We start from the raw sequence: 13,657 nt of genomic DNA on the forward strand, positions 1-13,657 counted from the left end.
GCAAAAGGCCAGGTCCGTCAGCCCACCCGCAAGACCACGGCGAAGGTCATCACCTTGCACCCGGCAGTACTTCACTGACTCAAGCAACGGCATTGCGGGGGCGGGGCAGGATGGGGCCCGGGGCGGAGCCCCGCGGCGGTGACCACTCAGCCGACCGAGTCGGGCGGGTGGGTGGGCAGAAAACGGAAGGACACAGCCACTGTGCCAGAGGGCCACACGATCCACCGCCTCGCACAGGACTACGCGAGCCACTTCAAGGGCACGCCCACGCACGTGACCAGCCCCCAGGGCAAGTTCTCCGACGCCGCCGCCCTCCTCACCGGAGCACACCTCACCCACACGGAAGCCCACGGCAAACACCTCTTCCTGGGCTTCCGTGACCCCGAGAACACCGACTGGATCCACATCCACCTCGGCCTCTTCGGCAAGGTCACCTTCGGCGCCACCCCCGCACCCCCGCCCACCGAGACGGTCCGTCTCCGCCTCGCCAACGCCACTTCGTACGTCGACCTCCGCGGCCCCACCACCTGCACTCTGATCACTGACACCGAGAAGCAGGCGATACACGACCGCCTCGGCCCCGACCCCCTCCGCACGGACGCCGACCTGAAAGCCGCGTACAAGCGGATCTCCCGCAGCCGTACGACCATCGCCGCGCTCCTCATGGACCAGAAGATCATCGCCGGTGTAGGCAACGTCTACCGCGCCGAGGTCCTCTTCCGGCACCACATCGACCCGTACCGCGCAGGCAGGGACATCACCCCCACCGAGTGGAATGCGATCTGGGCCGACCTGGTCGCCCTCATGCGCGAGGGTGTCCGCAACAACCGCATCGACACGGTCCGCCCCGAGCACACACCCGAGGCGATGGGCCGCCCACCCCGCGTCGACGACCACGGCGGCGAGGTGTACGTCTACCGCCGGGCCACCCTCCCCTGCCACCTCTGCGGTACGGAGATCAGCACGGCGGACCTGGCAGCCCGCAACCTCTTCTGGTGCCCGACCTGCCAGCGGAACTGAAGGCACCCACAAGCTGAGGTCAGAACCCGTGCGGCAGCCAGGGCGCCACAACGCCCCCGAACCCCAGGGAAGCCTCCCCCAGCGCCCCGCCCCGAAGCTCCCGCACCCGCCCGGCCTCCGCCAGCGATGCCAACGACACGCCACCGAGATACGCCGCCCCCAACTCCCGTACCGACAAAACGAGATCCGCCGCGTCCCCGGTCCGCGAGCACACCGCCCCCTTCGCGTCCCCGCTCAGCCGCCAACGCCCGGAGTTCCAGGGGCAGAAGGCGTCCTCGACCTCGAACACGACGTCCACCGGCGCCTGATACGTACGGGATTCGAGCGCCGCCCCGACGTCCACCAGCCGTACATACAGCGAGTCCCGCAGCGTCAGCCGGCACCGCCGTACGTCCGACGCCATGTACTGCCACGGCTCGTCCACCGGCCGCCGCCTCGCGGTGAGCGTGGACGTCAGGTCGATGCCGAACAGGAACCGCCACACCGCCGCGTGCGCGGCCGGATCCACCGCCTCCATGTCCTCGAGCACCACCGTGCCCTTGGGCCCGGCGGCCTCCCACGCGGGCTTCACCCGGAACCGCGCGAACCCGACGAACTCCCCGTCCCGCTCGGCCATCACGCACTGCAACGGCGATGCCCCGTCCCGCGCGCTCTCCGGATCGAGCAGCAGGAGCCGCTCCCAGCCGGGCAGCCGCGCCACCATCCCGGGCCGCGACGGCACCGCGCGTGCGTACAACTCCTCGCACGCGTCGAGGACATCGGCCGGCGCGGCGTACCGCAGCCGTACGTCGTCCGTGCCGGGCGGCACCGTCAGCCGTACCCGTGCCGTGTCGATCTCGGCGTTGACGTGGTACGTCGCGGCGCCGTACCCGAACCGCCCGTAGATGACCGGCTCCGATGCCGTCAGTACGGCCAGCGGCCAGTCCCACGACCGTACGTCGTCCAACTGCCGCCGCATCATGGACGTCAGCACCCCGCGCCGCCGGTGCGTCGCGGCCACGCTGACTGCCGTGATGCCCGCCGCCCGCACCGCGGCCCCGCCGGGCACGGTCAGCCGGAAGCTGAACGCACCGGCCGTACCGATGCACGCGTCCCCGTCGAAGGCGCCGATGGCCCGCTCGGGCTCCAGGACCGCGAGCCAGGCCGTCCGCTCCTCGACCGACTCCGGAATCCCGCCGAACGCCCGCAGCAGGCCGTCGTACCACCCGTCCAGCTCGTCCCGCCGCGGCGCCCGCAGCTCAATGGCACGGTCTTGCGCAAGGTCTGTTCCCATACAGCATGCGTACCAGGGCATTGCGGGACGAGCCAGTGAATTTCTCCCGGACGGCAGCGGAAGGCCGCCCGGTGAAGTTCACTTGGTGAAGTCAACTGTGAAATTCCCTGTGAAGTCACCTGTGAAGTTGGGCCTCGGACGGGGGACAAGTGGGACCTCACGTGCCGAGCGGCTGGTCCGGTGGATAGGGTCCCGAACTAATGGCAGCAGAACGAGAACGGCGCGCGAAGGCCGATACGTTCACGGCGCGGTGCAGGATGCAGTGGCACCGGGCCCGCGTCGGCCTGCGCAGAAGCGCCGTGGACTACTTCCGCGGCGACGGCTCGGACTGGATCGCACTCTTTGGACTGCTGCTGACCATCCCGGTGCTCACGGCCATGACTCTCGCCAACTCGGTATGGATCTCGCCGGCCACTCTGGTGCTGCCGATCGTCGCGGGCGGGCTGCTGCTGCGCCCGGCGAGCCTGCTCGGCCTGTACGCGGCCGCCGCCACGGCGCTGATCGTGGAGTCGGTGCAGCTCGGGCCGTACACCGAGGGGGCGGCCCGGGTCACTCCGGGCGTGGTCCTGGTGGTCGCCGCCTGTGGCTTCTTCGGGCTGCTCACGGCGCAGTTCCGCAGCCGGGTCGGGGTGCCCTGGCGGCGCGGCGGCACGATGCTGTTCGACCTGCGCGAGCGGATCCGGGTGCAGAGCAAGCTGCCCAAGCTGCCGCACGGCTGGCACCGGGAGATGGCGCTGCGGCCCGCGGGCGGCCAGTCCTTCTCCGGTGACTTCGTGGTCGCGGCCCGTACGAACAACGGCCGCACGCTGGAGGTCGTGCTCACGGACGTGTCCGGCAAGGGCATGGACGCGGCGTCCCGCGCCCTCCTGCTGTCCGGCGCCTTCGGCGGCCTGCTCGGCTCCCTGCCCCCGCACGCCTTCCTCCCGGCCGCCAACGGCTATCTGCTCCGCCAGGACTGGGACGAGGGCTTCGCGACCTCGATCCACCTGGTCCTGGACGTCGACTCCGGGGACTACGAGCTGTACTCGGCCGGTCATCCGCCCGGTCTCCAGCTCAGCGCGGGCAGCGGGCGCTGGGAGGAGAAGGCGGCCGATGGTCCGCTGCTGGGTGTGTACGACGGGGCCCAGTTCGACCCCGTGAAGGGCTCGCTGCGGCCCGGGGACGTGTTGATGCTGTTCACGGACGGACTGGTGGAGACCTCCGACCGGGACATCGTCGAGGGCATGGACCGGCTGACGGGCGAGGCCGACCGCTATGTGGCCGGCGGCTTCCACGGAGCCGCCTGGCACCTCATCGAGGCGGTGGCCAAGGACGTCAACGACGACCGGGCGCTGCTGCTGATCTGCCGCGAGGCGTCACCGCCACTGCGCTGATCCCCCTCATGCTTGCCGGGACATACTGAGCGAGTGACCGACACGCAGCCTTCCCCGCTCGCTCTCGCCGAGGTCGAGGCCGTCGCGCGTGCCGCGCACGAGGGGCAGACGGACAAGGCGGGACGGCCCTACGCCGAACACCTGAGGGCCGTGGCGGAGGGTGTGCGCGTCCGGGGCGGTGACGAACAGCAGATCGCCGCGGCCTGGCTGCACGACTCCGTCGAGGACGACGCGCTGACGCCCGAGTGGCTGGCCGACGCCGCGCTGAGCCGGCGTACGAAGGACATCGTGCTCGCCGTCACCAAACGCGCGGGGGAGGAACCGGAGGCGTACGCGCGGCGCATCCTCGCGACGCCCGGCGCGCTGCTGGTGAAGGAGGCGGACCTGGCGCACAACGCGGACCCGGACCGGCTCGCCGTCCTCGACGAACCGACCAGGAAACGACTGACCGAGAAGTACGCACGCATGCGCGCACTCCTCGGTCTGGAAGGCTCGGAAACGCGCTGACCTACGCGTCGACCTTCTCGCGCTCGCGTTCCTTCCGCTGCCGTTCGCGGGCGAGTTCGGCGGCGTCCTGCTTGAACGCCCACTCCATCTTCGGCTCCATCGCGAAGCGGAACACCCGCTGCACGGGCTTGGTGCACAGCAGGGTGACGGCGGCACCCGCGAGGAGGGTCACCAGGATCTCGCCGAGCGGGCGGTGCAGCGCGGCATGGTCGAACCAGCCCTGGTAGTCGCCGTACTTGATCAGGAAGCCGTGCAGCAGATAGCCGTACAGCGTGCCGGCGCCGAGCGCGGTGAACCACATCTTCCGGCGCGGCACCCAGGCGAAGAAGCAGGCGGTCAGCAGCAGCGAGCAGCCGAACATCGCGAGCACCATGACCGGGCCGCACCACCAGGGCGCGCCCAGTTCCTGCGCCGAGTCGCGGTGGTAGAACCACGCGGTGTTCATACGCGGCACCGCCCACCAGCCGAACGCGAGCGCGACGAGGAACACCGGCACCGCGGCGATGCGCACCCAGCGGCGGCGCACCAGTTGGAAGTGCTCCGGCTTCATGCACAGGCCCAGCACGAAGTACGGCAGGAACTGCAGAACGCGCTGCAGGTCCAGGTCGTCGCCGATGTTGGGGGTGACGGACGCCAGCATGGCGATGCCGATCGCCAGCGGGAGCGGATGGCGGACCAGCTTCCAGATGGGAGTGGTCAGGCGCCAGACGAACAACGCGGCCAGGAACCAGGTCAGATACCAGGGGTCGAGGAGGCTGATCTCCTGGTGGGGGTCGTGGTCGACGAGCCGCTTGAAGAGCGGGTAGGCGGTCTCGAAGACGATGTACGGCACGGCGACACCGGTGATCAGCCGCTTCAGCCGGTCGGGGCGCATGTCGAAACTGCGCGAGAAGAAGCCGGAGATGATGATGAACGCCGGCATGTGGAAGCTGTACACGACCGTGTACGCGGCCTCCAGGATCCGGCTGTCACCCTTCAACGGCTCCCAGGAGTGCCCCATCGCGACGAGCACGATGGCCAGATACTTGGCGTTGTCGAAGAAGGCGTCGCGTTGTTTGCCGGATTTGCCGGGTCTCGCCTCCTGTCCCTCCTGTGGCTGCGCACTCCTCGGGGTGCGCGAGCTCGGCACTCCGTCCGCCGGCGACTGTGCCGGGGGGAGTGGCCTTCGGTTCTGGCCGGGGGACGAGGCGGCGTCAAACATCTCAGGCACCCTAGCGTCGGCTGTGGGATTTCGTAAAACCCCGTCTGTCTTTCCTGGCTAAGCGGTTCTGCTGCCCCGGAATTACAGAAGTTGACGACTCTGTCTACGTGATGGTGAGCACATCAAAAGCCTCCAGGCGCCCCCAATGTCTGGATTCATCCCGACTAATTGGTGCATAGGGACGCGTCTGCACCAACAATTCGAATTACCTGCGGACGTGATGTGTGGAGAGGGCAACGATGGGCAGCAATTCCCCCTGGGAACCCGTGCGTCCACACCCCCGAATTACTGTGCGGGACATCACCCGGACCAGACCGGTACCCGACGATCCGTCACGGGCTGCATACGGGAGCCGGGTTGGTGGCACGATGGTTCTGGCGGGGGTGCGGGGCCGTACCCCAGGCCGGGAGAGCGGACCGACCGAGGGTGTGATCAGTTGTGGCCATTTCACTGTCCGTGGTGCTGCTGTTGGCGATCATCCTGGTGGTGCTGATCCGGGGAGGAAACATCAAACCCGGCCCCGCGATCGTCGCGGTGCTCTTCGGCTTCTTCCTCGCCTCGACGGGCATGGCCCCGTCCATAAACCGCTTCCTCGACTCCATAGCCGAGACGATCAACTCGATAAACTTCTGACACCGGGCCGACGCCGGCCGCGCATGCCGTACGGCGTCGTCATCAGCGCGGTGACCGCGGTCGTCGTCCTACCTGGGACTTCGATGCACAGAGCGGGCGACGGGAACCGAACCCGCGTAGTTGGTTTGGAAGATCGCGTATGCGGGCTGACCTGGCGAGACGGTGGCCTGCGCGTTCCTGGTCGGTTCGCCGGTGTTCCCTGTCAGGCGCTGCTCGATCGGGCACGCAGAGGGCGCGTGTGGCTCTAGGTCGTGTCCACAGCCTGCCGGCACCCAGACCCGCCTCGGGGGCGGCTCTCACGCGGCCGTCGAGAGTGCCTCCCGGTGGCCTCGGATCTGGGCCCGTCCGATAGCGTCACGTGTTGTCTTCAGGGGGCCACCAGGTCAGGGAGGCAGTGCATGGCAACAGTGATCCCGAACCGCGGGCCGTCGCAGCCGGCGAGCCCGGCCCAGGCGCTGACGTTCTTTGTCCTGTTCGTACTGATCGGGGTAGGACTGACTGTCTTCGGGCTCTACCAGGTCGGCCACGCCGTCGGCCTGCTGGGCGAGCCCGGCAAGCTCACCGTCGCATCCTGCGCAGAGGTCGGCCGGCCGAAGCCCGAGATCTGGTGCACCGGCACCTTCCGGTCGGACGACGGCCGCACCACCGATCCAGCGGCACGCATCACGGTGAACCCCTCCTTGGCCTCGGGGGAGACCGCTCGCCTGGACCGGGTCCACGCCGGCTCCTACGTGCGGATCAGCCCGGCCCGCACCGAGGGGTACGCGGCGCTGACGATGTTCGGCATGGCGCTGTTCGCCTTCGGGGGCGCCGGATTCGCCAGCCGGAAGAACTCCGCGGCCCGACCCGGGTTCCGCGCCGGCCTCGTCGGCCGCGCAGGGCTGCGACTCGGCCGGGTAGGAGTCCTCTTGCTGCTGGGCGCGGGGCTCTGCGTGATCATCGCGTTCTTCAACTCGACGCTGGTCGGCTGACGGAGTCGCCCCAGGGGGTGCGCTGGGGGGCGACTCCCCGCCGGAACCGCTTCAACCGGCTGTGGCGCAAGGCGTGCACCGACGCCGTGATCAAGGGCCTGCACTTCCATGATCTTCGGCACACCGGCAACACCCTCGCCGCGTCGACCGGGGCCGGCACGCGGGAGCTGGTGGCGCGCATGGGCCACAGCACCGCTCGTGCCGCGCTGATCTACCAGCACGCCAGTGCGGAACACGATCGGCTGATCGCCGACGCCGTGAGCGGGCTGGTCGACAAGGGACTGAAGAAACCCCGGAAGGCGAAGGAGCAGCAAGATCGAAAGCCCAAGGGGCACGTGGGGGACACGGAAGGCTGATCGGAACCCCTGGAAACGATCAGGGCCAGGCGGAGGAATGATCCTCTGACCTGGCCCCGAGCTGTAGAGAGCGGGCGACGGGAATCGAACCCGCGTAGCTAGTTTGGAAGACTAGGGCTCTACCATTGAGCTACGCCCGCGCGTGTCGCGCCGCTGGTCAGGTGACCGCGGCACAGGAGGCATCGTAGCGGGTCGGGCAGTGTCACCGCACACCCCATCGACCACGCCATCGCCCGTTCCACTGTCCGGCCCGCCACCCCGCACCCGTACGCCCCGGAAATGAGGCAGCCGCACTGCCTGCGGGCATGTACCCTACGTGTCGCACCAGACGGGGTGTGGCGCAGCTTGGTAGCGCGTCCGCTTTGGGAGCGGAAGGCCGTGGGTTCAAATCCCGCCACCCCGACCAGCGACGATCATCGACGGCCGGAGACGGGCGTCAACAGGACGTCGAAGGACACCGTCCCCCCAACATCGCCTTTTGGGGCGCTGACGGGCTGCGGTTACTATGCAAGCTGCGCGCCCGTGTGTCCCGGCCCACTCGGCCTACGAACTCTCCCGGGCGGCGAAATCCGCCGGACCTGTCTGGCTCGGCAGAACCCAAGAAGTCAGCCACAAGGAGACCGAACCGTGAAGAGCGCCGTGGAGACCCTGAACCCGACCCGGGTTCGGCTCACTGTCGAGGTGCCCTTCGAGGAGCTCAAGGACAGCCTCGACGCGGCGTACAAGAAGATCAACCAGCAGGTCACGGTGAAGGGCTTCCGCAAGGGCAAGATCCCGGCCCGGGTCATCGACCAGCGGTTCGGCCGTGGCGCCGTTCTGGAGGAGGCCGTCAACGACGCGCTTCCGAAGTTCTACCAGGACGCCGTCAACGAGGCCGAGCTCAGCGTGCTGGGCCAGCCCGAGGTCGACATCACGGAGCTGAAGGACGGCGAGACGCTGAACTTCACCGCCGAGGTCGACGTCCGCCCGGCCCTCGAGATCCCGGACTACTCCGGCATCGAGGTCGAGGTCGACGCCGTCGAGGTCACCGACGAGGACATCGAGAAGTCGGTCGAGCAGCTCCGCGAGCGCTTCGCCTCCACCTCCCCGGTCGAGCGCGCCGCCGAGGACGGCGACGTGGTCACCATCGACCTGGAGGCCAAGGTCGACGGCGAGGTCCTCGAGGACGGCATCGCGAACGGTGTCTCCTACACCATCGGCTCCGGCGAGCTGCTCGACGGCATCGACGACGCCGTGAAGGGCCTGGAGGCCGGTGGCGAGGCCACCTTCACCTCCGAGCTCAAGGGCGGCACCGCGGCAGGCCAGGAGGCCGAGGTCTCCGTCAAGGTCACCCAGGTCGCCGCGCGCGAACTGCCCGAGCTGGACGACGACTTCGCGCAGCTCGCCTCCGAGTTCGACACCCTCGAGGAACTGAAGGCCGACAGCCGCACGCGCCTCGAGAACATGAAGCAGTACGACCAGGCCACGCAGGCCCAGGAGCGCGTCCTCGAGAAGCTGCTCGAGCTGGTCGAGGTCCCGGTCCCCGAGAAGCTGCTCGAGGACGAGATCAACACCCGTAAGCACAACCTCGAGCACCACCAGCTCGGCCAGATGGGCCTCACCCTCGACAAGTACCTGGAGATCCAGGGGAAGACCGCCGAGGAGTTCGAGACCGAGACCCGCGAGGCCGCGGTCAAGGGCATCAAGACCCAGTTCGTGCTCGACGAGCTCGTCAAGTCGGAGAAGCTCAACGTCAACCAGGAGGAGCTCACCGAGCACCTCATGCGGCGTGCGGCGTCCTCCGGCATGTCCCCCGACCAGTTCGCCCAGGCGGTCGTCGAGGGTGGCCAGGTGCCCCTCCTCGTCGGCGAGGTCGCCCGCGGCAAGGCCCTGGCCGTCGTGGTCGAGGCCGCCACGGTGAAGGACACCAACGGCGAGATCGTCGACCTGGACGACGAGGACGAGACCGAGGCCGCCACGGAGACGGTGGAGGCCACGGAGGCCGCCGCCGAGACCCCGGCCGAGGAGAAGACCGAGGGCTGAGCCCACGGCGCCTGAGAAGGACGTACGACGGGCCCCTGGGGAGGTGTCTCCCGAGGGGCCCGTCTGTCGTACCTGGGCGCAGCCGACCTCACGGGGCGCGGGACTGTATCGATGTGCGGCTCCGTCGCGTGGGCGCGATCAACCCCCACCGGGCCGGCAGCCCGAAACGCACCCCAGCCACCCCCCACGAACTGGCCTGCCCCCGGCGGAGCCGCTACGCCCCCGGCGAACACCCCCGATACCGGGATTCCTCAAAGGGACCGTCGCGTTAGGGTCCATGAGTACGAGGGCAGTGGAGTCCCCGAAACGGCTCCAGCCCCGCAGGGATACGTAAGACGGCTCCGCGCCGTCGTAAGACGAGCAGGTGGATACGTGACGAATCTGATGCCCTCCGCCGCCGGCGAGCCTTCCATCGGTGGCGGCCTCGGCGACCAGGTCTACAACCGGCTGCTCAACGAGCGGATCATCTTCCTCGGCCAGCAGGTTGACGACGACATCGCCAACAAGATCACCGCACAGCTGCTGCTCCTTGCCGCCGACCCGGACAAGGACATCTTCCTGTACATCAACAGCCCCGGCGGCTCGGTGACGGCAGGCATGGCGATCTACGACACCATGCAGTACATCCCGAACGACGTGGTCACGATCGCCATGGGCATGGCGGCCTCGATGGGTCAGTTCCTGCTCACGGGCGGCGCCGCCAGCAAGCGCTTCGCGCTGCCGCACGCCGACATCATGATGCACCAGGGCTCCGCGGGCCTCGGCGGTACGGTCTCGGACATCAAGATCCAGGCCGAGTACCTGCTGCGCACCAAGAAGCGCATGTCCGAGTTGACCGCCCGGCACTCCGGCCAGACGGTGGAGACGATCGTCCGTGACGGTGACCGCGACCGCTGGTTCACCCCGGAAGAGGCCAAGGAGTACGGTCTCATCGACGAGATCATCACGCATGCCTCGGGTGTTCCGGGAGGCGGCGGCACCGGTGCCTGACCTGCCCGGCCACGCCACGAACCGCCGAGACTCCAGCTCCCAGAACGCCACCAGGACGGTGAACCCCATGAACAACTTCCCCGGCGCCGCCAGCGGCCTGTACGACGGGCCGCGGCCCGAGAGCCGTTACGTCATCCCGCGCTTCGTCGAGCGCACCTCCCAGGGCATCCGCGAGTACGACCCGTACGCGAAGCTCTTCGAGGAGCGCGTGATCTTCCTCGGCGTCCAGATCGACGACGCCTCCGCCAACGACGTCATGGCGCAGCTGCTGTGCCTGGAGTCGATGGACCCCGACCGGGACATCTCGATCTACATCAACAGCCCGGGCGGCGACATGACCGCCCTCACGGCGATCTACGACACGATGCAGTTCGTGAAGCCCGACATCCAGACGGTCTGCATGGGCCAGGCGGCCTCCGCGGCGGCCATCCTGCTCGCCGCCGGTACGCCGGGCAAGCGCATGGCGCTGCCGAACTCCCGTGTGCTGATCCACCAGCCGGCCGGCTCCACGGGCCGCGGTCAGCTCTCCGACCTGGAGATCATCGCCAACGAGTTCGCCCGGATGCGTACGCAGCTGGAGGAGATGCTCGCCAAGCACACCAACCGGCCGATCGAGCAGGTCCGCGAGGACATCGAGCGCGACAAGATCCTCACGGCCGAGGAGGCGCTCGAGTACGGCCTCGTCGACCAGATCATCTCCACCCGCAAGATGAACAGCGAGGACGTCCGCTGACGCGGAACGGGTATTCTCTGCCGCCCTTGGCACGGTGCACGTCAAAGTGAACCCTGCCAAGGGGGGCCCGAACGGGGGGCCCGGCAAGGTACCGTCGGACATAAGGCAGCACCAGGAGAGGCTGGACCGTGGCGTCCAGGCGTCTCCCAGGCGAAGGGGAAGCACACCGTGGCACGCATCGGTGACGGCGGCGATCTGCTCAAGTGCTCGTTCTGCGGCAAGAGCCAGAAGCAGGTCAAGAAGCTCATCGCAGGGCCCGGTGTGTACATCTGCGACGAGTGCATCGATCTCTGCAACGAGATCATCGAGGAGGAGCTCGCCGAGACGAGCGAGGTGCGCTGGGAGGAACTCCCCAAGCCCCGCGAGATCTACGAGTTCCTCGAGGGCTATGTGGTCGGCCAGGAGCCGGCCAAGAAGGCCCTCTCCGTCGCGGTGTACAACCACTACAAGCGCGTCCAGGCCGGCGAGAACGGCGGCGCCCAAAGCCGCGAGGACGCCATCGAGTTGGCGAAGTCCAACATCCTGCTCCTCGGCCCCACGGGCTCCGGCAAGACGCTCCTCGCCCAGACCCTGGCCCGCATGCTGAACGTCCCCTTTGCCATCGCCGACGCGACGGCGCTGACAGAGGCGGGGTATGTCGGCGAGGACGTCGAGAACATCCTGCTCAAGCTGATCCAGGCGGCGGACTACGACGTCAAGAAGGCCGAGACCGGGATCATCTACATCGACGAGATCGACAAGGTCGCGAGGAAGAGTGAAAACCCTTCCATCACCCGCGACGTGTCGGGCGAGGGTGTGCAGCAGGCGCTGCTGAAGATCCTCGAGGGCACCACGGCCTCCGTCCCTCCGCAGGGCGGCCGTAAGCACCCCCACCAGGAGTTCATCCAGATCGACACGACGAACGTGCTGTTCATCGTGGGCGGTGCGTTCTCGGGCCTCGAGAAGATCATCGAGGCGCGGGCCGGTGCGAAGGGCATCGGCTTCGGCGCGACGATCCGCTCCAAGCGCGAGCTGCAGTCGAAGGACGTCTTCGAGGACGTCATGCCGGAGGACCTGGTGAAGTTCGGCATGATCCCCGAGTTCATCGGCCGTCTCCCCGTGATCACCTCGGTCCACAACCTGGACCGCGAGGCCCTCCTGAAGATCCTGGTGGAGCCGCGCAACGCCCTGGTCAAGCAATACCAGCGCCTCTTCGAACTCGACGGCGTGGAACTGGACTTCGAGCGCGAGGCCCTGGAAGCCATCGCCGACCAGGCCATCCTCCGCCAGACGGGCGCACGAGGCCTGCGCGCCATCATGGAGGAGGTCCTGATGTCGGTGATGTACGAGGTCCCGTCCCGCAAGGACGTCGCCCGGGTCGTCATCACGGCGGACGTCGTCCACTCGAACGTGAACCCGACGCTGATCCCGAGGGACGCCCGCGGCCGCGGCACGGGCGAACAGAAGACGGCGTAGCCGACGAGCACGAGAGAGGCCCAGGTCACCCGACCTGGGCCTCTTCGGTTTCCGGTACGCGACCGGTCAGGCCTTGACGCGGACCTCGTTGCGGACCTTGGCGGCCAGGTCGGCCGCATCGGCCAGGGAGGTGCTCTTGCCCGCTGCCAGGGCGGCCAAGTCGTACGAGAGCACGTACGCGAGCGTGCTGTGGTCACCCCAGATGCAGAACGGCATCTGCATGCTCTTCCCGGACTCGGTGCTCTCGATCGCCTGGCACTTCATGATGCCGCTGTCGAAATGCGCGGGAGTGAACTCCTGCGGGCTGCCCACGAGTTTGCCTTCGGAGGGGTCCTTCTCGGAGTCTTTCTTCATCTGCGCGAACATGGCGTCGACGACCTTCTCCGGGTCGTCGATGGTCCCGTACACGCCGGAGAGCAGCAGCTGCTTCGAGGTCAGGCCCGACCCCGACGTGTAACCCGCGCTGACGTCCTTCGGGTTGTGGACGCCCCACGTCTCGGCGTCCTTGAGGTCCTGCTCGGTCATCTTGCCGCTGCCGGAATCGGTCTTCTTGTACTGGCCGTCGAGGATCGTCGCCGGCGTAGTCAGCTTGTGCGGGCCGTCGTCCGCGATGTCCGAGCCGCTGCTGCCGCTACCGCTGACCAGGAAGTACACCGCCACCGCGATCGCGGCCACCACGGCCACCGCGCCGATGATCAGCCCCGTTTTCTTGCCGCTCCCACCGGGCGCCGGCGGCTGCGGGGGGTAGGGCTGCTGACCGTACGGCTGCTGGCCGTAGGGCGGGTTCTGGGGCGGGACGCCCTGCGGGGGCTGCTGCGGGTAGCCGTAGCCGGGCTGGGGCGGAGGGGTCTGCTGGGGGTAGCCGTAGCCGGGCTGGGGCGGAGGGGTCTGCTGGGGGTAGCCGTAGCCGGGCTGGGGTGCCTGCGGCGGCTGCTGCTGGCCGTAGGGGCCCGGCTGGCCGTACGGTCCGGGCTGCTGGGGCTGCCCGCCGTACGGGCCCGGCTGGTTGTAGCTCATTACTGGGTTCCCCTCCAGATGCTTATGCGTTCCCGACATCCTGGCGCAGTCGCCGGAAGCCCAAGGCGCCGGGGGGCGCACCGTTACAGAACAAACGCGTTTCGGG

13 protein-coding genes and 2 tRNA genes are annotated in these 13,657 nt (G+C 68.4%); 11 read left to right on the top strand and 4 right to left on the bottom strand.

What is annotated here, in order from left to right; translation table 11 throughout:
• The first annotated feature begins 201 nt into the window (after nt 1-201).
• Nucleotides 202-1,020 carry an Fpg/Nei family DNA glycosylase gene (locus tag ACFYXB_RS21300; protein WP_389584572.1) on the top strand — a complete coding sequence of 273 codons (819 nt, stop codon included), beginning with the start codon at nt 202-204 and terminating at the stop codon, nt 1,018-1,020.
• Nucleotides 1,021-1,039: 19 nt separating this feature from the next.
• Here ACFYXB_RS21300 and ACFYXB_RS21305 read toward each other — a convergent pair whose 3' ends face one another.
• Nucleotides 1,040-2,293, bottom strand: a complete 1,254-nt coding sequence (locus tag ACFYXB_RS21305) for a GNAT family N-acetyltransferase (RefSeq protein ID WP_389584575.1) — start codon at nt 2,291-2,293, stop codon at nt 1,040-1,042.
• Between the two features lie 200 nt (nt 2,294-2,493).
• Between ACFYXB_RS21305 and ACFYXB_RS21310 the strand changes: the two genes are divergently transcribed.
• Together ACFYXB_RS21310 and ACFYXB_RS21315 are read left to right on the top strand one after the other, a co-directional pair.
• Entirely contained in the window at nt 2,494-3,666 is a 1,173-nt protein-coding gene (locus ACFYXB_RS21310; RefSeq protein ID WP_351354584.1) for a PP2C family protein-serine/threonine phosphatase, read from the top strand.
• A gap of 33 nt (nt 3,667-3,699) precedes the next feature.
• Nucleotides 3,700-4,173 (top strand): HD domain-containing protein, encoded by a 474-nt coding sequence (locus tag ACFYXB_RS21315; RefSeq protein WP_389584579.1) that lies wholly within the window; start codon nt 3,700-3,702, stop codon nt 4,171-4,173.
• Between the two features lies 1 nt (nt 4,174).
• Here the strand turns inward: ACFYXB_RS21315 and ACFYXB_RS21320 are convergent, their stop codons facing one another.
• Nucleotides 4,175-5,374 (bottom strand): acyltransferase family protein, encoded by a 1,200-nt coding sequence (locus ACFYXB_RS21320; RefSeq protein WP_389584582.1) that lies wholly within the window; start codon nt 5,372-5,374, stop codon nt 4,175-4,177.
• A 438-nt stretch (nt 5,375-5,812) separates the two neighbouring features.
• Here ACFYXB_RS21320 and ACFYXB_RS21325 point away from each other — a divergent pair, with 438 nt between their 5' ends.
• The 3 genes from ACFYXB_RS21325 to ACFYXB_RS21335 all read left to right on the top strand — a co-directional run bounded on the left by ACFYXB_RS21325 (nt 5,813) and on the right by ACFYXB_RS21335 (nt 7,334).
• Nucleotides 5,813-6,007 (top strand): hypothetical protein, encoded by a 195-nt coding sequence (locus ACFYXB_RS21325; protein ID WP_351354575.1) that lies wholly within the window; start codon nt 5,813-5,815, stop codon nt 6,005-6,007.
• Nucleotides 6,008-6,405: 398 nt separating this feature from the next.
• Entirely contained in the window at nt 6,406-6,978 is a 573-nt protein-coding gene (locus ACFYXB_RS21330) for a hypothetical protein (protein ID WP_389584586.1), read from the top strand.
• Between the two features lie 17 nt (nt 6,979-6,995).
• Entirely contained in the window at nt 6,996-7,334 is a 339-nt protein-coding gene (locus ACFYXB_RS21335; protein WP_389584589.1) for a tyrosine-type recombinase/integrase, read from the top strand.
• A 69-nt stretch (nt 7,335-7,403) separates the two neighbouring features.
• On the opposite strand, the gene ACFYXB_RS21340 is transcribed toward ACFYXB_RS21335, so the two are convergent.
• A tRNA-Gly gene (locus tag ACFYXB_RS21340) sits at nt 7,404-7,474 on the bottom strand.
• Between the two features lie 189 nt (nt 7,475-7,663).
• On the opposite strand from ACFYXB_RS21340, the gene ACFYXB_RS21345 reads away from it, so the two are divergent.
• The 5 genes from ACFYXB_RS21345 (at nt 7,664) to clpX (ending at nt 12,534) form a co-directional block, all read left to right on the top strand.
• Nucleotides 7,664-7,740, top strand: a tRNA-Pro gene (locus ACFYXB_RS21345).
• Nucleotides 7,741-7,961: 221 nt separating this feature from the next.
• A complete protein-coding gene (gene tig, locus ACFYXB_RS21350; RefSeq protein ID WP_351354554.1) occupies nt 7,962-9,356 on the top strand; it encodes a trigger factor in 1,395 nt (464 codons plus the stop codon).
• A 384-nt stretch (nt 9,357-9,740) separates the two neighbouring features.
• Nucleotides 9,741-10,346, top strand: coding sequence for an ATP-dependent Clp protease proteolytic subunit (locus ACFYXB_RS21355; RefSeq protein ID WP_351354623.1), 606 nt, complete (start codon nt 9,741-9,743; stop codon nt 10,344-10,346).
• A 67-nt stretch (nt 10,347-10,413) separates the two neighbouring features.
• Nucleotides 10,414-11,079 (top strand): ATP-dependent Clp protease proteolytic subunit, encoded by a 666-nt coding sequence (locus tag ACFYXB_RS21360; protein WP_351354552.1) that lies wholly within the window; start codon nt 10,414-10,416, stop codon nt 11,077-11,079.
• A 168-nt stretch (nt 11,080-11,247) separates the two neighbouring features.
• Nucleotides 11,248-12,534 carry an ATP-dependent Clp protease ATP-binding subunit ClpX gene (gene clpX / locus ACFYXB_RS21365; protein ID WP_351354549.1) on the top strand — a complete coding sequence of 429 codons (1,287 nt, stop codon included), beginning with the start codon at nt 11,248-11,250 and terminating at the stop codon, nt 12,532-12,534.
• Nucleotides 12,535-12,600: 66 nt separating this feature from the next.
• Here the strand turns inward: clpX and ACFYXB_RS21370 are convergent, their stop codons facing one another.
• Nucleotides 12,601-13,551 carry a hypothetical protein gene (locus tag ACFYXB_RS21370; RefSeq protein ID WP_389584594.1) on the bottom strand — a complete coding sequence of 317 codons (951 nt, stop codon included), beginning with the start codon at nt 13,549-13,551 and terminating at the stop codon, nt 12,601-12,603.
• Between the last annotated feature and the right edge of the window lie 106 nt (nt 13,552-13,657).

It is taken from the genome of Streptomyces sp. NPDC002619, from assembly GCF_042889305.1.
Lineage (GTDB): Bacteria > Actinomycetota > Actinomycetes > Streptomycetales > Streptomycetaceae > Streptomyces.

Bases quoted from the DNA above. Each gene is read 5' to 3' on its own strand.
- ACFYXB_RS21305 (WP_389584575.1), bottom strand. From the start codon at position 2,293: ATGGGAACAGACCTTGCGCAAGACCGTGCCATTGAGCTGCGGGCGCCG.
- ACFYXB_RS21310 (WP_351354584.1), top strand. From the start codon at position 2,494: ATGGCAGCAGAACGAGAACGGCGCGCGAAGGCCGATACGTTCACGGCG.
- ACFYXB_RS21320 (WP_389584582.1), bottom strand. From the start codon at position 5,374: ATGTTTGACGCCGCCTCGTCCCCCGGCCAGAACCGAAGGCCACTCCCC.
- ACFYXB_RS21330 (WP_389584586.1), top strand. From the start codon at position 6,406: ATGGCAACAGTGATCCCGAACCGCGGGCCGTCGCAGCCGGCGAGCCCG.
- ACFYXB_RS21355 (WP_351354623.1), top strand. From the start codon at position 9,741: ATGCCCTCCGCCGCCGGCGAGCCTTCCATCGGTGGCGGCCTCGGCGAC.
- ACFYXB_RS21360 (WP_351354552.1), top strand. From the start codon at position 10,414: ATGAACAACTTCCCCGGCGCCGCCAGCGGCCTGTACGACGGGCCGCGG.
- ACFYXB_RS21370 (WP_389584594.1), bottom strand. From the start codon at position 13,551: ATGAGCTACAACCAGCCGGGCCCGTACGGCGGGCAGCCCCAGCAGCCC.